Raw genomic sequence first — 24,701 nt, forward strand, 5'->3', positions numbered from 1 at the left:
CGGATCAGGCGTGGTCCGAGCCGGTCTGGTAGACGTAGGGCTGCTGGGGCACTTGGGCTTGCACGGCCTTGATCTGGAAGTCGCGGTCGATCTGCTTGTCCCACAGCAGCGAACGGCCGTCTCGCTGCGCCTGCTCCAGTTCGGGGTGATCGGCCTTCAGCTGGTCGATGAACTGCGTCGCGTCAGAGGTGTAGTGCGGGCGGGCAAAGAAGGACATGGCGGGCAGTGCGCAAAGCGCTGTGGGCGAAAGATGGCGATTTTACCGGGCCAGGCGCCCGGGCGCCGGTCCTGGCGGCCTCATTGGCAGGTGTGGAGCCGGCGGTGAAAGCCGGAACGCTCGATCAGTGACTTGGGCTGCGGGTTCAAACCGACCATGCCCATGTGGCCACCGCGCCTCTCCACCGTCTTGTGCAGCTGTTCCAGGGCATCCAGCCCGGTGGTGTCCAGCGAGATCAGCTGGCTGGCGTCGAGCATGAGGTTCACACCCGACGGGCCACTTTCGATGGCGACGACGATGGGGTCTATTTTGGCGACAGCGCCAAAGAAGAGCGAACCATAGAGCCGGTAGGTCAGCTGGTTGGGATGGCGGGCCAGCACATCGGCCCGGAAGATGTCGCTCTGCCGCCGAACGAACAAAAAACAGGCCATGACCAGGCCCAGCTCCACCGCCACCGTGAGGTCGAAAATGATGGTGACCAGGAAGGTGGACACCATCATCAGCCGGTAGTGGTTGCTGAAGTGCTTGAGGCGGCCGAACTCGCGCCATTCGCCCATGTTCCAGGCCACGAACAGCAGCACACCGGCCAGCACCGCCAACGGAATGTGCTGGGCCAGCGGCGCGGCGATCAACACCACGGCGGCGAGCGTCGCCGCGTGCACGATGCCGGCCACTGGCGAGACCGCGCCCGAGCGGATGTTGGTCACCGTGCGCGCGATGGTGCCGGTGGCCGGCATGCCGCCGAAGAAGGGCACCACCAGGTTGGCGATGCCTTGCGCCATGAGCTCCTGATTGGGGTCGTGCTTGGGGGTGTTGCTGAGCTGGTCGGCCACGCGCGCGCACAACAGCGACTCGATGGCACCGAGCAGCGCGATGGTGAGCGTGGGCGTGACCAGCAGGCGCACGGTCTCCCAGGAAAACGCGGGCAACTCGAACGCCGGCACGCCCTGGGGAATGCCGCCAAATCGGCTGCCAATGGTTTCCACTGGCAGGCTCAGGGCCCAAGCGGCGAGCGAGAGCGTGATCAGTGCCACGACCGGCGCCGGCAGTCGCGATGTGGCTTTGAGCGCACTCACAGTGTCGATCTGGTCGAGCTGGCGGCGAAACTGCGAATCCACAGCCCACAGACGAGGCCAGATGAAGAGGCCAATCACGCACAGCGTGCCCAGGCCGAAGGCGTAGGGGTTGAAGCTGTGCAGGTGCTGGTTGAGCGTGCCGATCTGACTGAAGAAGTCACCGGGCATCTTGGCAATGTCCAGCCCCAGCCAGTCGCGTACCTGCGACAAACCAATCAGCACCGCGATGCCGTTGGTGAAGCCGATCACCACGCTCACTGGCACATAGCGCACCAGCGAGCCCAATCGGAACAGGCCCATGAGAAACAACAACACGCCAGCGCTCGCCGTGGCGATCAGCAGGTTGGCGACGCCGTAGCGCTCGACGATGCCGTAGACGATGACGATGAACGCGCCTGCCGGGCCGCCGATCTGCACCGAAGTGCCGCCCAAAGCCGAAATCAGGAAGCCCGCGATGATGGCGGTCCAGAGGCCCGCCTCGGGCTTGAGCCCGCTGGCGATGGCAAAGGCCATGGCCAGCGGCAGCGCCACGATGCCGACCGTGGCACCCGCGCCCATGTCCTTGGCCAGTTTTTCGCCGTTGTAGCCCTTGATGTCCTGTATCAGTCGAGGCCGGAAGGGCGCCAGTGGGGGCAGGTGTTTCAGCATCTTGAAATGTTACCGTTGGCAACGGATGGCTCAGCTTACAGGCTGATCGCGTGGAGATGGGGGTTTACACTGAGTTTTTGCCCTGATCTGGTGCTCTCATGACACACCCGTTGATGCATTTCACGCGCCATCCGGCACGCTGGGCGCTGGCACTTTCTGCCGCGCTGCTGTTGACCGCCTGCGATCAGCAGGCGATCGGCGAGCTGGAAGAGGGCGTCTCGACCGAAGAAGATGTGCGCGAGCGTTTCGGACAGCCCGAGGCGGTGTGGGAAGGGCCCGATGGTGCGCAGGTGTATGAATACAACCGCCAGCCCGTGGGTTACCAGAACTACCAGATCACCATCGGTCCGGACGGCAAGATGGCCGCGCTGCGCCAGGTGCTGACCGAGCGCAACTTTGCGCTGATCGAACCGGGCATGCCCATGGAAGCCGTGCGCAAGCTGCTGGGCAAACCGATGAAGATCACCACCTACGATCTCAAGAAAGAGACCCACCACGACTGGCGTTACCGCGATGGGCCGAACGAGAGCGACAGCAAGGTGTTCACGGTGATTTCCAACCCCGACCTGCGGGTGCTGTCCACCATGAGCGTGCGAGACCCCGATCTCGACCGAGGGCGCTGAGCTTGGCTCAAGCGGCGCGCAGGCGCTGCCAGTCGTCCAGCAGCGGCCGCATCACCAGCAGCAAGAGCATCAGCGCCAGCGGCACGGTGCTGATGTAGCCCAGGTTTTTGAAGCCGAGCGCACCCACGATCCCGCCCACCAGAAAACTGAGCACCAGCTGTGCGTGCACCCGCAGCCGGTCACGATCTGCGCGCACCGGCTGCATCTCCGGGTGGCGGTTCACGTAGAGCAGCTTGCCCAGCTCGATGCCCAGGTCGGTGACAAGGCCGGTCACGTGGGTGGTGCGGATGCGCGCCTGCGAGATCTTGGTGATCACCGCGTTCTGCAGGCCCATGATGTAGCAGAGCAGCACCACCGTGACCGGCAAGAACACGGTGTGCCACAGGTTCATGGCAGCGCCGAACAGGCCAAACACCAGCAGCAGTGCCGCCTCGAGTAGCAGGGGCAGACCGTAGGCGCTGCGCAGCCGCAGCCGCATGCCCCAGTTGACGATCCAGGCGGTGCTCATGGCGCCGAACAGGAAGGACATCACCGCCACCAGGCCCGCTCCTGCGAGCACGAACTGTCCGAGCACCAGGTGGTCGCCAAACGACGAAACCATGCCCGTCATGTGGGAGGTGTACTGCCCCACCGCCAGAAAACCGCCCGCGTTGGCGGCACCCGCCACGAAGGCCAGCACGGTGCCGAGCTTCAGGTCGGCCTGCGGCGTGCGCTGCAGGCTGGTGAAGCCTCGGATGGGTTCGAACATGCTCGGGTCTGCGGGGGGATCAGTGGATGCGCATGCCCGGCGTGGCGCCCGGCCAGGGGTTGAGGATGTGGATGCCAGGCTGGGCCTTTTCGTCGGCGTGGCTGGCCGCGAGCACCATGCCTTCGCTGACGCCGAACTTCATCTTGCGCGGTGCCAGGTTGGCCACCATCACGGTGAGCTTGCCGACCAGGTCTTCGGGCTTGTACATGCTCGCGATGCCGCTGAAGACGTTGCGCGTGCGGCCTTCGCCCACGTCCAGCGTGAGGCGCAGCAGCTTGGTGGAGCCCTCCACGGCTTCGCAGTTGACGATCAACGCGATGCGCAGATCGATCTTGGCGAAGTCGTCGATGGAGATCGTGTCGGCGATGGGTTCGCCGCCGGGTACCACCAGCTCCACGGCGGGGGCCGGCGGGGGTTCGAAGAGCGCGTCGAGCTGCTTCACGTCCACGCGCTGCATCAGGTGCTGGTAGGCGCCAATGGTGTGGCCTGCGCCGAGCAAGCGGGTGGCGTCGGCGAACTGCAGCGGCTCGGTGTTCAGGAAGGCTTCCACGTCTTTGGCCAGCGCGGGCAGCACGGGCTTGAGGTAGAGCGTGAGCAGGCGGAAGGCTTCGATGCAGGTGGTGCACACGTCGTGCAGCCGGCCTTCCATGCCTTCCTTCTTGGCCAGTTCCCAGGGTTTGTTCTGGTCCACGTAGGCGTTCACACGGTCGGCCAGCAGCATGATTTCGCGCAACGCCTTGCCGTATTCACGTTCGGCGTAGAGCTCGGTGATGCTCGGGGCGGCCACTTCCAGGTGGTCCAGCAGGGCGTCGCCATCGGCCGAGACTTCGCCCAGCTTCCCGTCGAAGCGCTTTGCGATGAAACCGGCCGCGCGCGAGGCGATGTTGATGAACTTGCCCACCAGATCGCTGTTGACCCGCAGCATGAAGTCTTCGGGGTTGAAATCGATGTCTTCGTTTTTGCCGCTGAGCTTGGCGGCCAGGTAATAACGCAGCCACTCGGGGTTCATGCCGAGCTCCAGGTATTTGAGCGGGTTCAGGCCGGTGCCCCGGCTCTTGCTCATCTTCTCGCCGTTGTTGATGGTCAGGAAGCCGTGCACGAACACCGCGTTGGGCACCTTGCGGCCGCTGAACTTCAGCATCGCGGGCCAGAACAGGGTGTGGAAGGTGATGATGTCTTTGCCGATGAAGTGGAACTGCTCGGTGCTCGGGTCGGCCATGAAGGCATCGAAGTCGCGGCCTGTTTTGCCGAAATAGTTCTTCAGAGAAGCCAGGTAGCCGATGGGCGCGTCCAGCCAGACGTAGAAGTACTTGCCCGGTGCGTCCGGGATTTGAATGCCGAAGTAGGGTGCGTCGCGGCTGATGTCCCAGTCGCCCATCTTGGGTTTGCCGTCTTCGCCGGGCTCAATCCACTCGCTGATCTTGTTCAGCACCTCGGGCTGCACCGCGCCGCTCTGCGTCCACTGGTCCAGAAAGGCCATGCAGCGCGGGTCGGACAACTTGAAGAAGAAGTGGTCCGATTGTTTGAGCACCGGCACCGCACCGGAGAGCGCCGAGTAGGGGTTTTTCAGATCGGTCGGCGCGTAGACCGCACCGCAGTTTTCGCAGTTGTCGCCGTACTGGTCTTTGGTGCCGCACTTGGGGCACTCGCCCTTGATGAAGCGGTCGGGCAGGAACATGTTCTTTTCGGGGTCGAAGAACTGTTCGATGGTGCGGGTCTCGATCAGGCCGTTGGCCTTGAGCGCGCGGTACACGTCTTGCGCCAGTTCGTGGTTCTCGGGGCCGTCGGTGCTGTGCCAGTTGTCGAAACCGATGTGAAAACCGTCCAGGTAGGGTTTGCGGCCCGAGGCGATGTCGGCCACAAACTGCTGCGGCGTTTTGCCGGCCTTTTCGGCCGCAATCATGATCGGCGCGCCGTGCGCGTCGTCGGCGCAGACGAAGTGCACCTCGTGCCCCTGCATGCGCTGGAACCGCACCCAGATGTCGGCCTGGATGTATTCCATGATGTGGCCGATGTGGAAATGACCGTTGGCGTAGGGCAGGGCGGTGGTGACGAACAGGCGACGCGGGCTCATGGCAAGGGGCTTTCTTTCAGGGGAACCGGTGATTTTAGGCGGCCCCGGTTGCGCGGGCGTGCCGCGCCAAGCCCTCACGCCCGCTGTGTGCTTGTCCAGGCGCCGATGGGGGTGGCAGCGGAGCGTTAGACTTCGGGCGACTTCTGCACATCCCCCACGTTTTTCCCCCTCTGGAGACCTCTCGATGGCTGTCGACCAACAAGCGCTGCTCAATGCCCTGCAGACCGTGACCGATCCGAACACGGGCAAGGACTTTGTGTCCACCAAAGCGCTGAAGAATCTGAACGAACAGTACGGCGACGTGTCGTTCGACGTGGAGCTGGGTTATCCGGCCAAGAGCCAGATCCCGGCGCTGCGCCGCGAACTGATCGCCGCCGCCAAGGGCGTGGCCGGTGTGGAGAACGTGTCGATCAACATGACCAGCAAGATCATTCCGCACGCGGTGCAGCGCGGCGTGCAGCTGCTGCCCAGCGTGAAGAACATCATTGCCGTGGCCTCGGGCAAGGGCGGCGTGGGCAAGAGCACCACGGCGGTCAACCTGGCGCTGGCGCTGGCCGCCGAGGGCGCCCAGGTCGGCATTCTGGACGCCGACATCTACGGCCCCAGCCAGCCCATGATGATGGGCATCGAGGGCCGGCCCGAGAGCGCCGACGGCAAAACCATGGAGCCGCTGGAGAACTATGGCGTGCAGGTGATCTCCATCGGTTTCCTGGTCGACAAGGACGAGGCCATGATCTGGCGCGGCCCCATGGCCACGCAGGCGCTGGAGCAACTGCTGCGCCAGACCAACTGGAAAGACCTGGATTACCTGATCGTCGACATGCCGCCCGGCACCGGGGACATCCAGCTCACGCTCTCCCAGCGCGTGCCGCTCACGGGCGCGGTGATCGTGACCACGCCGCAGGACATCGCCCTGCTCGACGCGCGCAAGGGCATCAAGATGTTTGAAAAGGTGGGCGTGCCCATCCTTGGCATCGTCGAGAACATGGCGGTGTACTGCTGCCCCAACTGCGGCCACACCGAGCACATTTTTGGCGTCGATGGCGGCAAGAAAATGGCGGCCGAATACGGCATGGACTACCTGGGCGCGCTGCCGCTGAACATGAGCATCCGCGTGCAGGCCGACAGTGGCCGCCCCACCGTGGTGTCCGACCCCGAGGGCGAGATCGCCACGCTCTACAAGACCGTGGCGCGGCAGGTGGCGATCAAGATCGCGAAGCAGGCCAAGGACTTCTCCAGCAAGTTCCCGAGCATCAAGATATCCAAGGAAACCTGAGCGGCTCAGCGGATTGACCAACGGGTGTCACGGGGATCCGTGATACCAAAGATCTACGGTGGCCGTTGCCACTGTGGCGCGGCCCGCTTCTAGGGCCCTCGACCTCACTCAAACCCCTAGCCTTCTTCAGCCGCCAGACGGACACCCGTCGGCGATGCGGAGGCGCTGCTGTGCGCGCTGATCCGTGGCCACCCGCTTCAGAATGTCGCCCGGCGACCGATAACCTGGGGAAATCGATTGCATCAACCTCCCCCGACACTGCGGTTGCCCGCTCCCCGCCATGCACGCCACTTCCACACCACCCACCGGCGGCCTGTTGAATACCCGGTGGCCCGGCGGACGGGCGCGCGGCGTCAAGCCCTCCCGTTTGCTGGCCTTGGGCCTGGCCCTGGCGGCGGTCTTTCCGGCCCGGGCGGCCACCGACATGGCCATGCTGAGCCTGGAGCAGCTGATGGAGATCACCGTGGTGGGTGCCTCCAAGTACCAGCAAAAGCAGAGCGAGGTGGCGGCCGCGGTCAGCGTCATCACCCGCGAGGACATCCGGACCTTTGGCTGGCGCACCCTGGCCGAGGCCCTGTCCAGCCTGCCCGGCGTGCACAGCACCTACGACCGCCAGTACACCTACCTGGGCACCCGGGGGCTGAGCCAGCCGGGTGACCTCAATGTGCGGGTGCTCGTCACCATCAACGGCAACCGCGTCAACGAGGCCACCTACGACGGCGCCACCCTGGGGCATGAGTTTCCGCTGGATCTGGATCTGATCGAGCGCATCGAATACATCCCGGGTCCGGGCGGCGCGGTGTACGGCCAGAACGCCCTTTTTGGCGTGGTCAATGTGGTCACCCGCGACGGTGCGGGCATCGGCGGCACGGAGCTGACGGCGGCGCTGCAAAGCCCGCAACGCATGCGGCAGGGCCGGGTCAGCGTGGGCCGCCAGCTCGACAACGGGCTGGATGTGCTGGTGTCCGCTTCCCACCTGCGTGCCCGTGGCGAAAACCGCTTCTACGACTATGGCGAAGGCATCGCGGGCATGGCCACCGACATGGACGGTGAGCGCGACAAGGAGTTCTTCGCGCGCATGACGAAGGGTCCCTGGTCGTTCGAGCTGATCCACAGCGATCGAAGGAAAGGCGACCCCACGGCGACGGCTGGCGCTCAACCGCTGGCGCCGGACCAGTTCATCCGGGACCGCTATCTGCTCACGCAGCTGCAGTACCAGGGCCCGCTGGCGGATGCCTCACTGCAGTTGCTGGCGAGGGCGTTCCTGGGGGAGTACCGTTTTGACGCTGACGCCGTCTATGACGATTCGATCTATGCGTTCGCTGGCGCGAGTTCCTTTCGCGGCGGTGAGTTGCGCCTCTTGTCCACGGCGCTGCCGGCGCACAAGCTGATGGTGGGGGTGGAGCTGCAGGACAACCCGCGCCAGGATATCGCTCCGGACTTTCCCAATTCGGGCTGGCGCGCGGGTGTGTACGTCCAGGACGAATGGCGCATGTCGGAGACGCTGGTGGCCACCCTGGGGCTGCGCGTCGACCGCAACAGCGTCAACGGCACCGAGTCGAGTCCGCGGGCGGCGCTGATCTGGCAAGCCGCGCCGGCTTCCACGTTCAAGCTGATGGCCGGTCGTGCCCACCGGGCACCGAATGCGTCGGAACGCGATTGGCTGTATTTCGAGGACGGATCCCAGACGCAGTTGCCCGCCGTCGACAGCGAGGTCATTGACACGCTGGAGCTGGTGGTGGACCACCGTGTGGCGTCCGATCTGAGCGTTCGAGGGGCGCTGTACCAGTGGTCGCTGAAGGATCTGATCGTCGTGGACAAAGAGACGTGGATGTTCGTTTCCGGGCCGCGCGCGAAGGCCACCGGGCTCGAACTCTCGGCCGACAAGACCTGGGACTGGGGTGGGCGGCTGCGTGCCAGCCTCACGCACCAGCAGGCGCGGTTTGTCCAGGGCGAGGGCCTGGCCAATTCACCGCACTGGCTGGGCAAACTGCATTTTTCAACCCCGTTGCCCGCCGCGGGGCTGCGCCTGGGCTACGAGTGGCAGCTGGAAAGCGACCGGCGCGGTGTCAACGGTGCGCGTCTGCCCGGGCATGGTCTGTCCAACCTGTACCTCACCGCCAGCCCTTGGGCGCCCGGGGTGTCGGTCTCGCTGGGCGTCTACAACCTGTTTGACCAGGCCCACCGGCAGCCGCTTCCCGAAGGCAACTGGATCACGGAGCTGCCGCAAGACGGCCGCAGCATCCGCCTCAAGATGGAGGTCCGTTTCTGATGGAACGTGTCCCATGGAGGCCTGTTGTGACTGCCCCCCGCACGCCCGGCGCCCGACGGGTGCTGTGCGCCCTGCTGCTTCTGAGCGGGCTGACCGCGGGGGCCTTGGCGCAGTCGGTCAGCGAGCACGCGGTCAAGGCCGGCTTTGTCGCCAACTTCATCAAGTTCACCCAGTGGCCTGGGGGCGGGGACGCCGCCAACGCACCGCTGAGGTTGTGCAGCACCGGGTCGCAGGCCTTGCAGGGGCAGCTTGCGCTGCTGCAGGGCCGGGCGGTGGGCGGTCGGGTGCTGGAGATTGTTCCTGGCGCGGTGTCGACCCACGGTCGACAGTGCGACGTGCTGTTCCTCGCCGAGGGCGACGCGCACCGCCTGGAGACGCTGCTGCGTGGCCTGGGCAACGCGCCGGTGCTCACGGTGGGCGACCTGCCCGGGTTCGTGCAGGCCGGGGGCATGATCGGCTTGCGTATCGAGGCCAGCCGGGTGCGCTTCGACGTCAACCTGGCGGCGGCCCAGCGCGCCGGCCTGCTGCTCAACAGCCAGATGCTCAAGCTCGCGGGCAAGGTGCTGCAATGAAGTGGCGCGACCTCTCCATCGTGCGCAAGCTGGGCTTGTTGCTGGCCTTCAACACCCTGCTCGCCGTGCTGGCGACGGCCCTGGTGTTCAGCATCGGCAGCGCCTTTTCGCGCTACCACGACACCCGGGTGCAACTGCTCGCGCTGGCGGTGGTGGTGGGCGAAAACAGCCGGGCCGCGCTCGCTTTCGACGACCCCGAGAGCGCGGGGGTGACCTTGTCGGCGCTGGCGGCGAAGGAAGAAATCGACACTGTGCGCCTGCTTGACACGCAGGGCGGGCTGTTCGCGCAGGTCCAGTTCCCCCGGCAAGACCACGATGGGGGGCTGCTCGAACGCCTGGTGCTGACCGTGTTGCCCACCACGCTGGAGGTCCACCACGAGATGGCCGATGGTGGGCAGACCGTGGGGCGCATCGAACTGTCCGCGCACCTGCTGCACATCTGGCTCGACATCCTGGCGGGGCAGGCGGCGATGGTGCTGCTGGGTGCCTTGCTCGCGGCACTGGCGGTGTATTTCGGGATGCGCCTGCGCCGCATCGTCACCGACCCGATCCTGGCGCTGGCGCAGGTGACCCACCGGGTGTCCCGCGAGCAGGACTATGCGATCCGCGCGACCAAGGCCCACAACGACGAGATCGGCACGCTGGTGGACCACTTCAACCACATGCTCGCTGAGATCCAGGCACGCGACATCGCCCTGCGGCGCGAGCGCCTGTTCCTGGAGCAGCGAACGATGGACATGCAATTGGCGAAGGACGAAGCCGAGCGCGCCAGCCGGGTGAAGTCCGAGTTCATCAGCACCGTGAGCCACGAGTTGCGCACGCCTTTGACGGCCATCAGCGGGGCGCTGGGTCTGATCGCCGGCGGGGCTGTGGGTCCGTTGTCGCCGCAGGTCGAGGACATGGTGGGCATTGCCAAGAAGAACAGCCAGCGGCTGTCCTACCTGATCAACGACCTGCTGGACATGGAAAAACTCATGGTCGGCAAGCTGCACTTCGACATACGCGCGCTGGAGCTGATGCCCTTGCTGGAGCAGGCGCTGGTGGAGAACCAGGCCTATGCAGAACCGTACAAGGTGCGCTACGTGCTGAGCCAGCGGATCGATGGCTTGCGGGTCTGGGTGGACGCCCAGCGCCTGCAGCAGGTGTTGGCCAACCTGCTGTCCAATGCCGCGAAATTCTCGCCCGAGGGGGCGCAGGTGGAGGTGGCCGTGCGGCGGCGCGGCGAGGCGGTGCGGGTGGAGGTGCGGGACCACGGCGCCGGCATTCCTGCCAGCTTCCAGGCCAGCATCTTCCAGAAGTTTTCGCAGGCCGACGCGTCGGACACGCGGCAAAAAGGCGGCACCGGGCTGGGTCTGGCGATTTCCCGCGAACTGATTGAACGCATGGGCGGCAGCATGGGCTTTGAATCACAGGAGGGCCAGGGCGCCTGTTTCTTCTTCGATCTCCCGCTGTGGCACACGCTGTTGCCCCTGAGCGAGCCGGGGACCTCGCCGGTAGCCCAGCCCGGCGCACCGCGCATCCTGGTGGTGGAGGACGACCCCGATGTGGGCCGCCTGCTGAGCCAGATGCTCCAGCGCGCCGGGTACGCGGTGGATTCGGCCGCCAGCGGCGCCCAGGCGATGGCGCTGGCGCTCCAGAACCGCTATGCGGCCGTGACGCTGGACCTGCGGCTGCCCGATACCGATGGCCAGCAGATCATCCGCGAGCTGCGCGCGCGACCGGCCACCGCGCGGTTGCCCATCATCGTGATCTCGGCCCGGATGCAAGAGGGTCAGCGGGCCAACGGCGCTGAATTTCCCGGTGTCGAGTGGCTCGCCAAACCCCTGGACCAGTCCCGCCTGTTGAGCCTGCTCGAAGAGCGGGTGGCGGTGACCAAACCATCGAACCCCCGGGTGCTGCACGTGGAAGACGACGCCGACACGCACCAGGTGGTGCGCGCCATGGCGGGCGACCGCTTCGACTTTGAACACGCCACCACCCTGCGCGAGGCCCGCGCCCGGGTGGCGCTGGAGCGCTTCGACGCGGTGATCCTCGACCTCACCCTGCCGAACGAATCGGGCTGGAGCCTGTTGCCCGCCATCCGCGAACAGCAGCCCGGCGCGCGCGTGGTGGTGTTGACCGGAGGCGACGAGGTGCCCGGCGACGGGCAGTGGGTGGACGCGGTGCTGCGCAAATCCAGCGTCTCGCCGCGCCAACTGCTCGATGCCATCACGCCGCCCGAACCTTGCGGCGCGCCGGAAGGAACCACGCCATGAACACACTGCAACGCATTCTGTATGTCGAAGACGAACCCGACATCCAGGCCGTGGCGCGCATCGCGCTGGAGATGGTGGGCGGCTTCCAGGTGCGGGTGTGTTCGTCCGGCGAGCAGGCCGTGCGCGAGGCGCCGGCCTTCGCCCCCGACCTCGTGTTGCTCGACGTGATGATGCCCGGCATGGACGGCCCGGGCACCTTCAAGGCCCTGCGCGCGCTGCCCCCGCTGGCCAGCGTGCCGGTGATCTTCATGACGGCCAAGGTGCAACCGCAGGAAGTGCAGCACTACAAAGCGCTGGGCGCGCTGGCCGTGATTCCCAAACCTTTTGACCCGATGACGCTGGCGGCCCAGGTGCGCCGCCTGTGGGAGGACCGACATGACTGATTCAGGCATCCAGGACCGGCCAGGCGCGGCTTCTGTGGCTTTGGCCGAATTGCGTCGGCAGTTCACCGAGCAGTTGCCCACCCGGCTGGGCAGCATCGAAACCCTGTTCGAACGGCTTTCACCCCAGCACTGGGACCCGGCCGATGCCGAGGCGCTGCACCGCGTGGTGCACAGCCTGAGCGGGACAGCGGGCGTTTTTGGCATGCCGACCTTGTCCGACGCCGCGCGTCAGGCGGAGCAACCGCTGAACGAGCTGATCCGTGGCCCGGGCGCGGGTGACGCGCCCAGCGAGGGCGAGTGGCAACAGGTGTGCGAGGGGCTGCTGCGTCTGGTGGGTCTGGGTCAGACGCTGTTGGGTCAGGTGGCGCCCGGCGCCATGCCGGCGGAGGAGCCCCTGCGCCCCGATGCCATGCCCTGGATCTATCTGGTTGAAACCGACGCGGCTCAGGCGGACCGGTTGCGCCAGGGCCTGTCGGGCGCCGGTTACCGGGTGCGTGTGTTGCCCGACATGGCCGGTCTGCGCGAGGCCTTGAACACCGCTCTTGCGGTGCCACCGGCGGCGGTGGTGCTGGACATGGTGTTCCCGGAGAACGATCCGGTCGGCGCCTCGCTGGTCAAGGCGTTGGGCCTGGGCCAGCACGGCCGCATTCCCGTGGTGCTCGCGCTGGCGGACGACGACCTGCCGGTGCGCCTGGCAGCCTCGCGCGCCGGCATCACCCGCACGCTGACCCAGCCCCTGGAAGCGGGCCGGCTGGTGAATCTGCTGGACGCGCTCACCGGGCGCCAGCCAGCGCAGCCTTACCGGGTGCTGCTGGTGGACGACGATCCCCTGCTGCTGCAAGCCCAGGCCAGCGTGTTGCGCGCGGCCGGCATGGAGGTGCATTCCCTGTCGCAGCCCTTGCAGACCCTGCACGAGCTCGACCGGTTCCAGCCCGACGTGTTGTTGCTCGACGTGTACATGCCCGAGGCCAGCGGCCCCGAGCTGGCCGCAGCGCTGCGCGAACGCGACGCCTATCTGCACCTGCCGGTGCTGTTTCTTTCGGCCGAGACCGACCCGACCCAGCAACTGCTGGCGCTCAATCTGGGGGGCGACGACTTCCTCGTCAAACCGGTGCGGTCCGACCACCTGGTGGCGGCGGTGAGTGCGCGCGCGCGGCGTGCGCGGCAGAACAGCGCCCTGCGCGAACGCCTACAGACCACGCTCTACGAACGCGAGCGCGAACACCTGGCGCTGGACCACCACGCCATCGTCAGCGTCGCGGACCGCACGGGGCAGCTGCTCTACGCCAACGACCTGTTCTGCCAGATCAGCGGCTACAGCCGCGAGGAGCTGCTGGGGCAGCACTGCCGCCTCCTGCGCACGCACGAGCAGCCAGGCGGTTTTGCGCGCGACATCTGGCGCGAAGTCGCCTCGGGGCGGGTGTGGCACGGCGAAATCTGCTGCCGGCGCAAGGGCGGCAGCCCCTACTGGGTGAAAACCACGATCACGCCGTTCCTGAACGCCGAGGGCGTTCCGTACCAGTACATCGTGATCCAGACCGACATCAGCCACATGAAGGCGGCCGAGGCGGTGCTGCGCGCCAGCGAATCGCGGCTGAACTTCCTGGTGTCGTCCAGCCCGGTGGCGATCTACACCCGCGCCGCCACGGCGCCCTACGCCGCGGTGTACGTGAGCCCGAACGTCACGCAACTGATGGGCATGCGGCCCGAAGACCTGACCGGCGATGGCCAACTGGGCGCGAGCCAGGTGCACCCCGATGACCGTGCGCGGGTCGCCGCCGAACTGCCCTGGGTGGTGGAGCAGGGCTCACACCTCAGCGAATACCGCCTGCGCCGTGGCGATGGCAGCTACCGCTGGGTGCACGACCAGCGCCGACTGGTGCGCGACGCTGCGGGCCAGCCGATCGAGATCATTGGCTACTGGCTCGACATCACCGAGCGCAAGAACGTCGAGCACGAACTCTCGCTGTTGAACCGCGAGCTGGAACAGCGCGTCGCCCAGCAGACCCAGACCGTGATCGAGAGCGAGCGGTTTGCCCGCGCCACGCTCGACGCCTTGAGCGCACGCGTGGTGATCCTCGATGGGCAGGGCGTGGTCCTGGCAGCCAACCGCGCATGGACCGAGTTCGGCGACCCCGCGCTGGTCCTTGAGGGGGCGGATTACCTCGCATCGTGCGACCACACCTGCGGCACGCTGAGCGGTGACAACCGCCCCGTGGCCACCGGCATCCGTGCGGTCATACGGGGCGAGCAGAAGGAATTTCTCCACGAGTACAGCGTGCGGCTGGAGGCCGGCCAGCACTGGTTCCTGTGCCGCGTGGAGCGCTTCCCTGGCGAGGGCGAAGTGCGCGTCGTGGTCTCGCACGAGAACATCACCCAGATGAAGCTGATCGAGCGCCAGCACCTGCGTTCCCAGCGGCTCGAAAGCCTGGGCACGCTGGCCGGCGGTGTGGCGCACGACCTGAACAACGCGCTCGCGCCCGTGCTGATGGGCATGGGCATGCTGAAAGAGCAGTACCCCGAGGAGGCCCGGCTGTTCGAAATGATCCAGGGCAGCGCCCAGCGCGGCGCCAACATGGTGCGCCAGTTGCTCACCTTCGCCAAAGGCGCGGAAGGGGATCGTTCCTCGCTGCCGCCCGAACGCATGCTCCGGGAGCTGGAGGGCCTGATGAACGGCAGCTTCCCCAAGAACATCCGCCTGGTGGTCGAGTGCTCGCCCGACCTGCCGACGGTGTCGGGCGACGCCACGCAGCTGCACCAGGTGCTGTTGAACCTGTGCGTCAATGCCCGCGATGCCATGCCCGAGGGCGGCAGCATCACCCTCACGGCATCACCCGTGGAGCTCGACGCGGCCTATGCCCGCGCCATCGTCGATGCGCGGCCTGGCCGCTATGTGGCCCTGCGCGTGCGCGACACGGGCGCAGGCATTCCACCCGAGTTGCTCGACCGGATCTTCGACCCCTTCTTCACCACCAAGAGCCCGGACAAGGGCACTGGCCTCGGGCTGTCCACCGTGCTGGGCATCGTCAAGAGCCATTCGGGGTTCGTTCAGGTTTATTCCCAGCCCGGCCAGGGCACGACGTTCGCGGTCTATCTGCCGGCCGAAGAAGGTCGTTCGGATGAGGCCGCTGTTCCGGTGGCGACCAGCGAATTCCGCGGGCAGGGCGAATCGGTGCTGTTCGTCGATGACGAAGCCGCCCTGCGCGAGGTGGGACGGGTGGTTCTGCAGCGTCTGAACTTCCATGTGGTCACCGCCACCGATGGCGCCGATGGCCTGCTGCAGGTGGCGCAGCACGGGTCCCATCTGCGGGCCATCGTGACCGACCTGCACATGCCCCGCATGGACGGCCTGGCCTTCGTGCGCGCATTGCGCCGCATGCTGCCCGACATCGCGGTGGTGGTGACCAGCGGGCGCATGGACGACGCCATGGCGGAAGAGTTCCGGCGCCTGGGGGTGTCGAGGCGCCTGGACAAGCCCTACACCGAGGCCCAACTGGTCCGGGAACTGAAGCTGTTGCTTTCGCCCGCGCCGGTCAGCGGCGCAGGCTTGCCGGGTCAGTAGCGCAGGCGGCCCTCGGCATCGACGATGGCCAGTTCCACGTAGTTGGACCCGTTGTGTGACTTGGGCGAGTACTGAGCGGTGAAACGCCCGAAGGCGATTTCGCCCGTGCCCTCCATGGTCTTGATGAAGCTGGCGGTGCTCAGTTCACGGCCCGTGCGCTTGAGGCCCTCCACCAGCAAACGGGCGTGGACGAAGCCCTCGAACTGCGCGGCCGAGGGTGGCACATCGGGTGACTTGGCGGCATGCAGCTTCAGGTATTCGGCGACCACGGGCACCGTGTTGTTGCGCAGCGAGGGCATGATCTGCGCGAGGATGATGCCCCGCGCCTTGTCTTTCAGTTCGCGGTTGATGCCGTCCGGGTTGGCGACCGAGTAGCCATACAGCACCGGGCGCGCGGCGGTCGCGTGGAGGGCCTTGACGTAGTTCGTGAACGTGAGTCCGGCGGTGCCGACGATGACGGCTTGCGGGTTGGCCTGGGCCGTGGTCGCCGCGGCTGCGGCGAAGTCGGGCGCTGCCGGATCGACCTTCACCTCAACCACCAGCGGCAGGTTTTCCGCCACCGAGGCCTTCTTCACTTCGGCCAACAAGGCCTTGCCCAGGCCGTCGTCCTGGTAGAAGAAGGCGACCCGTGTGACGCCCGTCTGCTTGAGTTGCGACAGCATGCGCACCGACTCGTTGGCGTAACTCGCGCGCACATGGAACACATAGGGGTTGAAGTTGTCGCGCAGCGCCGAAGCGCCGGTCACCGGGCCGAACAGGATGGTTTTCGACGCCTTGAGCAAGGGGAGAACGGCCGCGGTCTGGGCGGTCCCGGTGCTGTTGTAAACCATGAAAATCTTGTTGTCGGCCAGCAGCTTCTGTGTGTTTTCCACGGCGCGTTTGGGGTCAAAGCCATCGTCAAGGGTGATGTAGCTGATCTTGCGGCCGTGCACGCCGCCGCTGGCATTGACCGCGTCGAACAGCAGCCGTCAGCCTTCGCCGTATTGCACGGTCTGCGGACCCAGCGGGCCCGACAGAACCACCGAAGCGCCGAGGCGGATTTCAGTGGGCGTCACGCCCACATCGTTGGCGTGTGCCCCGGCTGCGATCAACCAGCCACACGCGACCATTGCCCAACGAACCATGTTGCCTGCCCCTTGTCTTGTGTTCAGAAGGCATGAGTATGGTTATGACTTGTAATGAAAACAAGGAGGGTCTGATCGGGGTTTTCCCCGTGTGGGCGCATGCGATCCGATCAGCAGGTTTCACGTCGGGTTCAACGGCGCACGAGCAGGCGCTGGTTCTCCAGCTCGCGCAGCTTGAAGCGCTGGATTTTGCCGGTGGCGGTCTTGGGCAGCTCGGCCATGAACTCGATGTAGCGCGGGTATTTGTAGGGCGCGAGCTTCTCTTTCACGAAGGCCTGCAGCTCGGCTTCCGTCGCCTGGGCACCGGCCTTCAGCACCACATAGGCCTTGGTCTTGGTCAGGCCCTCGTCGTCGTTCTTGCCGATCACGGCGGCTTCGAGCACGGCAGGGTGTTGCACCAGCGTGGCCTCCACTTCGAAGGGGCTGACGTAGATGCCGCTGACCTTGAGCATGTCGTCGTTGCGGCCGGCGTAGGTGTAGTAGCCGTCGGGGTCGCGGGTGTACTTGTCGCCGCTCTTGGCCCAGTTCCCTTGGAAGGTGTCGCGCGACTTGGCGCGGTTGTTCCAGTACATGAGTGCCGCGCTCGGGCCCTGGATGTAGAGGTCGCCGATCAGGTTGTGGCCGGTGATCACGCTGCCGTCTTCGTCGCGCAGCTGCACCTCGTAGCCCGGCACGGCCTTGCCGGTGGTGCCGTAGCGCACGTCGCCCGGCCGGTTGGAGAGAAAGATGTGCAGCATCTCGGTGCTCCCGATGCCGTCGATGATTTCGCAGCCGAAGTGCGCGGTCCAGCGCTCGCCGATGTCGCGCGGCAGCGCTTCGCCGGCGGAAGAACACAGGCGCAGCGACACCGCTTTTTTGGCTGGCAGGTCGGGCGAGGCGAGCATGCCGCCGTAGCCGGTGGGCGCGCCATAGAACACGGTGGGCTGGTGGTCGACCAGGCGTTTGAACGTGGCCTGCGGCGTCGGGCGTTCGGCCATCAGCACCACGCTGGCGCCCACGCTTAAGGGAAACGACAGGCCGTTGCCCAGACCGTAGGCGAAGAAGAGTTTGGCGGCCGAGAACACGGTGTCGCTGTCCTTCAGGCCCAGCACCGCCTTGCCGTAGAGCTCGGCCGTCCAGTACAGGCTGGCCTGCGTGTGCACCGTGCCCTTCGGTGCACCGGTGGAACCCGAGGAATACAGCCAGAACGCGGGTTCGTCGCCATGCGTGTCCGCACCGTGGCCCGGGGCGTGGGCCGTGGTGACCGCCGCGAAGTCGAGCGCGCCCGCGGGCAGCGGGTCTTTGGCGCGCGAGACGATCAGGTGCTTCACCTCGTTGGCACCCGCGTCCAGCGCGGTCTGGAGCGTGGACAGCAGCGCGGCCGACACGAAGGCGGCCTGGGCGCGGCTGTCGGCCAGCATGTAGGCGTAGTCCTTCGCGGTCAGCAGGGTGTTCACGCACACCGGCACCACGCCCGCGTGCAGCGCGCCGAGGAAGGCGACGACCCAGTCGCTGCAGTCGTGCATGAGCAGCAGCACACGCTCCTCGCGCTTCAGGCCCAGCGCCTGCAGGCCGGCCGAAAAGCGCTGCACCTGGTCGGCGAGCTGGCCATAGGTGAGCGAGCCCGCGTCGTCGATCAGCGCGGTCTTGGCGGCGCGGCCGGCGTTGACCGCGATCAGGTGGCGCGCGAAGTTGAAGCGCTCGGGCGGGGCGGCGGTTTCGGTGTGGCTCATGGTGGGTCTCCTGTCTTGTTGTCTCTGTCGGACTTCAGTACTTCAGTGGGGTTGCGGTCGCGGCGAGTACGTCGAGCGCCGCTGTGCTGCCCTGTACCGCGCTGCGGCGGTGGTAGAAGCCCAGCGCGCGCAAACCACCCAGCTCTTCGCCGCCGCCGGCGCGGCCCGGGCCGCCGTGCAGGCTCATGGGCATCACGTTGCCGTGGCTGCTCTGCACGGCCGCCACGTCGGGCGAAATGGCGTGCACACGGCCGTGGCAGGAGCCCAGCTCGGCGGCGGCGCGGGCGATGAAGGCCGGGTCTTCGCTGTAGACCGAGGCGACCAGTGAGCCGTCGCCCCGGCGGATCAGCTCCCAGGCCTCGTCTTCGTCTTCGTAGGCCATGAGCGTGGCGACCGGGCCGAACACCTCGACCTCATGCAGCGTGGTGGCTTGCCCGGGGTCGCGGTGGCCGAGCAGGGTGGGGGCCACGCAGGCGGAGGTGGCCGGGTCGGCGTCGATCAGGGCCACCTCGCTGCCATCAAACAGCATCTCGGCCTCGTGCAGCAGCTCGGTGATGCCGTGCAGCACGCTGTGTTTTTGCTCCATGCTCACCAGCGAACCCATGCGCACGCCCTCGCTGCGCGGGTTGCCCACCGTGACCTTGGCCAATTTGGCGGAGATCGCCTGGGCCGTTTCGTCGAACAGCTCCAGCGGCACGAAGATGCGGCGAATGGCGGTGCACTTCTGGCCGCTCTTGACCGTCATCTCGCGCACCACCTCGTTCACCAGCAGGTTGAAGGCCTCGCTGCCTTCGGTGGCGGATGGGTCGAGCAGGGCACTGTTCAGGCTGTCGGCCTCGATGTTGCAGCGCACCGAAGCCGCTGCAACAGCCGGGTGGCTGCGGATGATGCGGGCCGTTGCGGCCGAGCCGGTGAAGCTCACCACGTCAAACGGCTGCAACTGGTCCATCAGCCCGGCGGACGAACCGCACACCACCGAGAGCGCACCCGTGGGCAGGACGCCGGCGTCCACCACGTCTTTCACCATGCGCTGGGTCAGCCAGGCGGTGGCGGTGGCGGGCTTCACGATCACCGGCACGCCCGAAAGCAGGGCCGGCGCGGCCTTTTCCCACAAGCCCCAGCTGGGGAAGTTGAAGGCGTTGATGAACAGCGCCACGCCGCGTGTGGGGCTCAGGATGTGCTGGGTCTGAAACACCGGGTCCTTGGCCATGCGGATGCGCTCGCCGTCGAGCAGCAGCTTCGCGTCGCCCAGGGCCTCGCCCTGTTTGGCGTAGTAGCCCAGGGTGAAGATGCCGCCGTCGATGTCGACCGCCGAGTCCTTGGTGGTGGTGCCGCAGTTGGCGGTGGCGATGTCGTAATAGGCGTCGCGGTTCGCCTGCAACACCTTGACGATCTCCCCCAGCAGCGCGGCGCGCTGCCGGTAAGTGAGTGCCCGCAGGGCAGCGCCGCCCTGCTCGCGGGCGAAGACAAAGCCCTCGGCCAGGTCCAGCCCGGCGCTGCTCACGCGCACCAAGGGTGTGCCCAGCACCGGGTCGTGCAGCGTGCTGCTGTGGCCCGCGCCGTCTTGCCAGCGGCCGGCGAGGAAGTTGGGGAGCAGGGGTGTGGTGTTCATGTCAGGTCGGGATGAGGGTTGATCTGCGGGGCTGGTCGGCCCGGGGGATTGACGCTATAAATGCACTATCTTGCGTCTTTTAATTCATGCATTAAAGTGCATGTTTCTTGAGAAAGCAAGTCCTCTAGGGATATTCCTTAAAAACACGGACACCCATGAAAGACCCGGCCTCCCTTGATCTTGCGCCCGAAGCCGCCTCCGCTACAACCGAAGCCGACGAGCCGCCACGCCACCCGTTTCTGGTGAGCCTGGGCGAGCGGGTGCGCACGCTGCGCTCGCGCCGTGGCATGACGCGCAAGGCCGTGGCGCTGGCTGCCGACGTGTCCGAGCGCCACCTGGCCAACCTCGAATACGGCACCGGCAACGCCTCCATCCTGGTGTTGCTGCAGGTGGCGCAGGCGCTGCAGTGTTCGCTCACCGAACTGCTGGGCGACGTGACCACCTCGTCGCCCGAGTGGCTGCTGATCCGCGAGCTGCTGGAGAAGCGCAACGAGGGCGATCTGCGCCGGGTGCGCGTGGCCATCGGCGGTCTGCTGGACGGCCACGCCGCGCCGGTGAGCGACGCCGGCCGACAGGCCCGCATCGCCCTGATCGGTCTGCGTGGCGCGGGCAAGTCCACCCTCGGGCAGCGCCTGGCGGACGACCTCGGTTATGCCTTCATCGAACTGAGCCGAGAGATCGAAAAGTTCGCCGGCTGCAGCATCAACGAAATCCACGCGCTGTACGGCACGCCGGCCTACCGCCGCTACGAGCGCCGAGCGCTCGAAGAAGCGATCCAGATCTACCCCGAGGTGGTGATCGCCACACCGGGCGGCCTGGTGTCGGACGCCGCCAACTTCAACCTGTTGCTCACCCACTGCACCACCGTCTGGCTGCAGGCGGACCCGGCCGACCACATGGGTCGCGTGGCGGCGCAGGGTGACACGCGGCCCATGGCCGCGAGCCGCGAGGCCATGGAAGATCTGAAGCGCATCCTGGCCGGGCGCTCGGCCTTTTATTCGAAGGCGGACCTGCATTTCAATACCAGTGGCCAGAGCGTGGACGACGCCTTTGATGGCCTGCGCACCCAGGTGCGGGAGGTGCTGGGTATTTTGTGACATGCATAAAAATGCATTGACGGTTTGAAGAAGCTGCAATATTATTCACATCACTCGGTGCCCACCGGTGATGGAATGCAGGTCGGCACCCCTTGTTTCCCCCTTGCCTCGTGCAGCCACACAAACAGGAGACCGCCTTGTCCGCAGCCATCAACCCCAATTCCGTCGACTACCGCACCGACCCCAGCCAGTACCGCCACTGGAAACTCGCCTTTGATGGCGCGATGGCCACGCTGGCGATCGACATTGACGAAGACGGCGGCATCCGCCCGGGCTACAAGCTCAAGCTCAACAGCTACGACCTGGGCGTGGACATCGAGCTGCACGACGCGCTCAACCGCATCCGCTTCGAACACCCCGAAGTGCGCACCGTGGTCGTCACCAGCGGCAAAGACCGCGTGTTTTGCTCCGGCGCCAACATCTTCATGCTCGGTGTTTCCAGCCACGCCTGGAAGGTGAATTTCTGCAAGTTCACCAACGAAACCCGCAACGGCATTGAAGACACCAGCAAACACTCGGGCCTCAAATTCCTGGCCGCCCTGAACGGTGCCTGCGCCGGTGGCGGCTACGAGCTGGCCCTGGCCTGCGATGAGATCCTGCTGGTGGACGACCGATCCAGCGCGGTCAGCCTGCCCGAGGTGCCGCTGCTCGGCGTCTTGCCCGGCACCGGCGGCCTGACCCGCGTGACCGACAAGCGCCACGTGCGCCACGACCTGGCCGACATCTTCTGCACCACCAGCGAAGGCGTGCGCGGCGCCAAGGCCGTGGACTGGCGCCTGGTCGATGCCGTGGCCAAGCCCCAGCAGTTCGCGGCCGCCGTGAGCGAACGTGCAACAAAGCTGGCCGCCCAGAGCGACCGCCCGGCCGATGGGAAGGGCGTGAGCCTGCCCCGCGTCGAACGCTGCGACAGCGCCGACGGCATCGTCTACACCTATGTCAACGTTGCCATCGACCGCGCCAGGCGCAACGCGACCATCACACTGAAATCACCCAGCGGTGCTCAGCCCACCGACATCGCCGGCATCGAAGCCGCCGGCGCCGCCTGGTACCCGCTGCAGATGGCCCGCGAACTCGACGACGCCATCCTCAACCTGCGCACCAACGAGCTCGACATCGGCACCTGGGTGCTCAAGACCGAAGGCGACGCTGCGGCCGTGCTGGCCAACGACGCCCTGATGCTGGCCAACAAAGACCACTGGTTCGTGCGCGAAACCATCGGCGCGCTGCGCCGCACCTTCGCCCGCCTGGATGTGTCTTCGCGCAGCCTGTTCGCGCTGATCGAAGCCGGCTCCTGCTTCGCCGGCACCCTGGCCGAACTCGCCTTCTGCGCCGACCGCGCCTACATGCTGGCCCTGCCCGATGACGCCGACAAAGCGCCCAAGCTGCAACTCTCCGAATTCAACTTCGGCTACCTGCCGATGGTGAACGACCAGTCGCGCCTGCAGCGCCGCTTCTACGAAGAAGCCGGCCCCATGGATGCAGTGCGCGGCGCCATTGGCAAGGCCCTCGACGCCGACGCCGCCTTCGCGCTCGGTCTCGTGACCGCCGCGCCCGACGACATCGACTGGGCCGACGAAGTGCGCCTGGCGCTGGAAGAGCGCGCCGCCATGTCGCCCGACGCCCTGACCGGCCTCGAAGCCAACCTGCGTTTCGCGCAGAAGGAAAACATGGCCACCCGCGTTTTCGGCCGCCTCACCGCCTGGCAGAACTGGATCTTCCAGCGCCCCAACGCCGTGGGCGAAAAGGGTGCGCTGAAGGTCTATGGCAAGGGCGAAAAAGCCCAGTTCGATTTCAACCGCGTCTGAAGCACACACCCCAGGAGACCAACATGTCCATGATCGACTACAGCGACAAGATCCCCAACAACGTCAACCTGAGCGAAGACCGCACGCTGCAGCGCGCGCTGGAGCAGTGGCAGCCCAACTACCTCAAGTGGTGGGACGACATGGGCCCGGACGGTTCGCAGAACTTCGACGTCTACCTGCGCACCGCCATCAGCGTGGACCCGCAGGGCTGGGCCCAGTTCGGCCACGTCAAGATGCCCGACTACCGCTGGGGCATCTTCCTGAACCCCGCCGAGGCCGACCGCAAGATTCACTTCGGTGACCACAAGGGCGAAGCCGCCTGGCAAGACATCCCCGGCGAATACCGCGCCAACCTGCGCCGCATCATCGTGACGCAAGGCGACACCGAGCCCGCTTCGGTCGAACAGCAGCGCCACCTCGGCCTGACCTGCCCGAGCCAGTACGACCTGCGCAACCTGTTTCAAGTCAACGTCGAAGAAGGCCGCCACCTCTGGGCCATGGTCTACCTGCTGCACAAGTACTTCGGCAAGGACGGCCGCGAAGAAGGCGAAGCCCTGCTGGAGCGCAACAGCGGCAACGCCGACAACCCGCGCATTCTGGAAGCCTTCAACGAAGAGACGCCCGACTGGCTGAGCTTCTTCATGTTCACCTACTTCACCGACCGTGACGGCAAGTTCCAGCTCTGCGCCCTGGCCGAGTCCAGCTTCGACCCGCTCGCGCGCACCACCAAGTTCATGCTGACCGAAGAAGCCCACCACATGTTCGTGGGCGAGAGCGGCGTCAGCCGCGTGATCAACCGCACCTGCCAGGTGATGAACGAGCTGAAAACCGACGACCCGGCCAAGCTGCGCGCCGCCGGCGTGATCGACCTGCCCACCATCCAGCGCTACCTGAACTTCCACTTCAGCGTCACCATCGACCTCTTCGGCGCCGACGAATCCAGCAACGCCGCCACCTTCTACAGCACCGGCCTCAAAGGCCGCTATGAAGAAGGCAAACGCACCGACGACCACCAGCTGCGCGGCCAGTTCTACAAAGTGCTCAACGTGCAGAACGGTCAGCTCGTCGAAAAAGAAGTGCCCATGCTCAATGCACTCAACGAAGTGCTGCGCGACGACTACATCAAGGACAGCATCGGTGGTGTGGAGCGCTGGAACAAGGTCATCGAAAAAGCCGGCATCCCCTTCCGCCTGACCGTGCCGCACAAGGCCTTCCACCGCAACATCGGTCTGCTCAAGGGCGTGAAGGTCGCGCCCGATGGCCGCGTGATCTCCGAGTCCGAGTGGAATGCCAACCGCGACAACTGGCTGCCCAGCGAGGGCGACCGCGCCTTCGTCGCCAGCCTGATGGGCCGCGTGGTCGACCCGGGCAAGTTCGCCCACTGGATCGCGCCGCCGGTGATGGGCATCAACCGGCAGCCGGTGGACTTTGACTACGTCCGCTTCGCTTGAATTCGAACTCCCCCCTGCGCCGCTTCGCGGCTTCCCCCCTCTCTGGCGCGCCTTCGGCGCTTGGAGGGGGGACGATGCGAGTGGCCCGGCGAAGCCGGTTCCACCGCATCCCTGGGTGAAGGCACGCGCTCCGGAGAACGACTTGCTGATTCATTTCTTCTATCCCTTGCGTGCCAATGAGCATGGGTTGGGGT

The 24,701-nt window shown here is 66.2% G+C and carries 18 protein-coding genes; 10 read left to right on the forward strand and 8 right to left on the reverse strand.

From position 1 onward, the window contains the following. Positions 1-4: 4 nt before the first annotated feature. Both B0E41_RS16370 and B0E41_RS16375 read right to left on the reverse strand, forming a co-directional pair. Positions 5-217, reverse strand: a complete 213-nt coding sequence (locus B0E41_RS16370; protein ID WP_077332226.1) for a DUF3460 family protein — start codon at positions 215-217, stop codon at positions 5-7. Positions 218-297: 80 nt separating this feature from the next. Further along, complete coding sequence (locus tag B0E41_RS16375) at positions 298-1,941, reverse strand: SulP family inorganic anion transporter (protein WP_077332227.1); 1,644 nt, start codon at positions 1,939-1,941, stop codon at positions 298-300. A gap of 98 nt (positions 1,942-2,039) precedes the next feature. Here B0E41_RS16375 and B0E41_RS16380 point away from each other — a divergent pair, with 98 nt between their 5' ends. Beyond that, positions 2,040-2,564, forward strand: coding sequence for an outer membrane protein assembly factor BamE (locus B0E41_RS16380; RefSeq protein WP_253194928.1), 525 nt, complete (start codon positions 2,040-2,042; stop codon positions 2,562-2,564). A 7-nt stretch (positions 2,565-2,571) separates the two neighbouring features. On the opposite strand, the gene B0E41_RS16385 is transcribed toward B0E41_RS16380, so the two are convergent. Both B0E41_RS16385 and metG read right to left on the reverse strand, forming a co-directional pair. Beyond that, positions 2,572-3,312 carry a YoaK family protein gene (locus B0E41_RS16385; RefSeq protein ID WP_077332231.1) on the reverse strand — a complete coding sequence of 247 codons (741 nt, stop codon included), beginning with the start codon at positions 3,310-3,312 and terminating at the stop codon, positions 2,572-2,574. A 19-nt stretch (positions 3,313-3,331) separates the two neighbouring features. Beyond that, positions 3,332-5,386: a methionine--tRNA ligase gene (metG, locus tag B0E41_RS16390; protein WP_077332233.1), complete on the reverse strand. Its 2,055-nt coding sequence runs from the start codon at positions 5,384-5,386 to the stop codon at positions 3,332-3,334. Positions 5,387-5,570: 184 nt separating this feature from the next. On the opposite strand from metG, the gene apbC reads away from it, so the two are divergent. From apbC to B0E41_RS16420, 6 genes are all read left to right on the forward strand, one after another. After that, positions 5,571-6,662: an iron-sulfur cluster carrier protein ApbC gene (gene apbC / locus B0E41_RS16395; protein WP_077332235.1), complete on the forward strand. Its 1,092-nt coding sequence runs from the start codon at positions 5,571-5,573 to the stop codon at positions 6,660-6,662. 280 nt (positions 6,663-6,942) lie between these two features. Then, entirely contained in the window at positions 6,943-8,934 is a 1,992-nt protein-coding gene (locus B0E41_RS16400) for a TonB-dependent receptor (protein WP_077332237.1), read from the forward strand. A gap of 26 nt (positions 8,935-8,960) precedes the next feature. Further along, complete coding sequence (locus B0E41_RS16405) at positions 8,961-9,506, forward strand: YfiR family protein (RefSeq protein WP_171984790.1); 546 nt, start codon at positions 8,961-8,963, stop codon at positions 9,504-9,506. Next, the gene (locus B0E41_RS16410) at positions 9,503-11,761 is read left to right on the forward strand and encodes a response regulator (protein WP_077332241.1); all 2,259 of its coding nucleotides are present in this window, start codon (positions 9,503-9,505) and stop codon (positions 11,759-11,761) included. Before B0E41_RS16405 ends, B0E41_RS16410 begins: the two co-directional genes overlap by 4 nt. Beyond that, entirely contained in the window at positions 11,758-12,144 is a 387-nt protein-coding gene (locus B0E41_RS16415) for a response regulator (protein ID WP_077332243.1), read from the forward strand. The genes B0E41_RS16410 and B0E41_RS16415 overlap by 4 nt, the downstream gene beginning before the upstream one ends. Next, the gene (locus B0E41_RS16420; RefSeq protein ID WP_077332245.1) at positions 12,137-15,706 is read left to right on the forward strand and encodes a response regulator; all 3,570 of its coding nucleotides are present in this window, start codon (positions 12,137-12,139) and stop codon (positions 15,704-15,706) included. Before B0E41_RS16415 ends, B0E41_RS16420 begins: the two co-directional genes overlap by 8 nt. Here B0E41_RS16420 and B0E41_RS16425 read toward each other — a convergent pair. The 4 genes from B0E41_RS16425 to B0E41_RS16435 form a co-directional block, all read right to left on the reverse strand. Then, positions 15,700-16,671 carry an ABC transporter substrate-binding protein gene (locus B0E41_RS16425; protein ID WP_363351706.1) on the reverse strand — a complete coding sequence of 324 codons (972 nt, stop codon included), beginning with the start codon at positions 16,669-16,671 and terminating at the stop codon, positions 15,700-15,702. The two genes, B0E41_RS16420 and B0E41_RS16425, sit on opposite strands and share 7 nt — an antisense overlap. Before the next feature lie 3 nt (positions 16,672-16,674). Beyond that, positions 16,675-16,830 carry a hypothetical protein gene (locus B0E41_RS27595; RefSeq protein ID WP_253194932.1) on the reverse strand — a complete coding sequence of 52 codons (156 nt, stop codon included), beginning with the start codon at positions 16,828-16,830 and terminating at the stop codon, positions 16,675-16,677. Positions 16,831-16,961: 131 nt separating this feature from the next. After that, positions 16,962-18,542 (reverse strand): benzoate-CoA ligase family protein, encoded by a 1,581-nt coding sequence (locus B0E41_RS16430; protein ID WP_077332247.1) that lies wholly within the window; start codon positions 18,540-18,542, stop codon positions 16,962-16,964. A 34-nt stretch (positions 18,543-18,576) separates the two neighbouring features. Then, a complete protein-coding gene (locus B0E41_RS16435) occupies positions 18,577-20,154 on the reverse strand; it encodes a 3,4-dehydroadipyl-CoA semialdehyde dehydrogenase (RefSeq protein WP_077332249.1) in 1,578 nt (525 codons plus the stop codon). Positions 20,155-20,309: 155 nt separating this feature from the next. On the opposite strand from B0E41_RS16435, the gene B0E41_RS16440 reads away from it, so the two are divergent. The 3 genes from B0E41_RS16440 to boxB all read left to right on the forward strand — a co-directional run bounded on the left by B0E41_RS16440 (position 20,310) and on the right by boxB (position 24,507). After that, positions 20,310-21,251 carry a helix-turn-helix transcriptional regulator gene (locus B0E41_RS16440; RefSeq protein ID WP_077332251.1) on the forward strand — a complete coding sequence of 314 codons (942 nt, stop codon included), beginning with the start codon at positions 20,310-20,312 and terminating at the stop codon, positions 21,249-21,251. 137 nt (positions 21,252-21,388) lie between these two features. Next, the gene (boxC, locus tag B0E41_RS16445; protein ID WP_077332300.1) at positions 21,389-23,056 is read left to right on the forward strand and encodes a 2,3-epoxybenzoyl-CoA dihydrolase; all 1,668 of its coding nucleotides are present in this window, start codon (positions 21,389-21,391) and stop codon (positions 23,054-23,056) included. Positions 23,057-23,079: 23 nt separating this feature from the next. Then, positions 23,080-24,507 carry a benzoyl-CoA 2,3-epoxidase subunit BoxB gene (gene boxB, locus B0E41_RS16450; RefSeq protein ID WP_077332253.1) on the forward strand — a complete coding sequence of 476 codons (1,428 nt, stop codon included), beginning with the start codon at positions 23,080-23,082 and terminating at the stop codon, positions 24,505-24,507. The last annotated feature ends 194 nt before the right edge of the window (positions 24,508-24,701 follow it).

This window comes from Hydrogenophaga sp. A37 (genome assembly GCF_002001205.1).
Taxonomy (GTDB): domain Bacteria; phylum Pseudomonadota; class Gammaproteobacteria; order Burkholderiales; family Burkholderiaceae_C; genus Hydrogenophaga.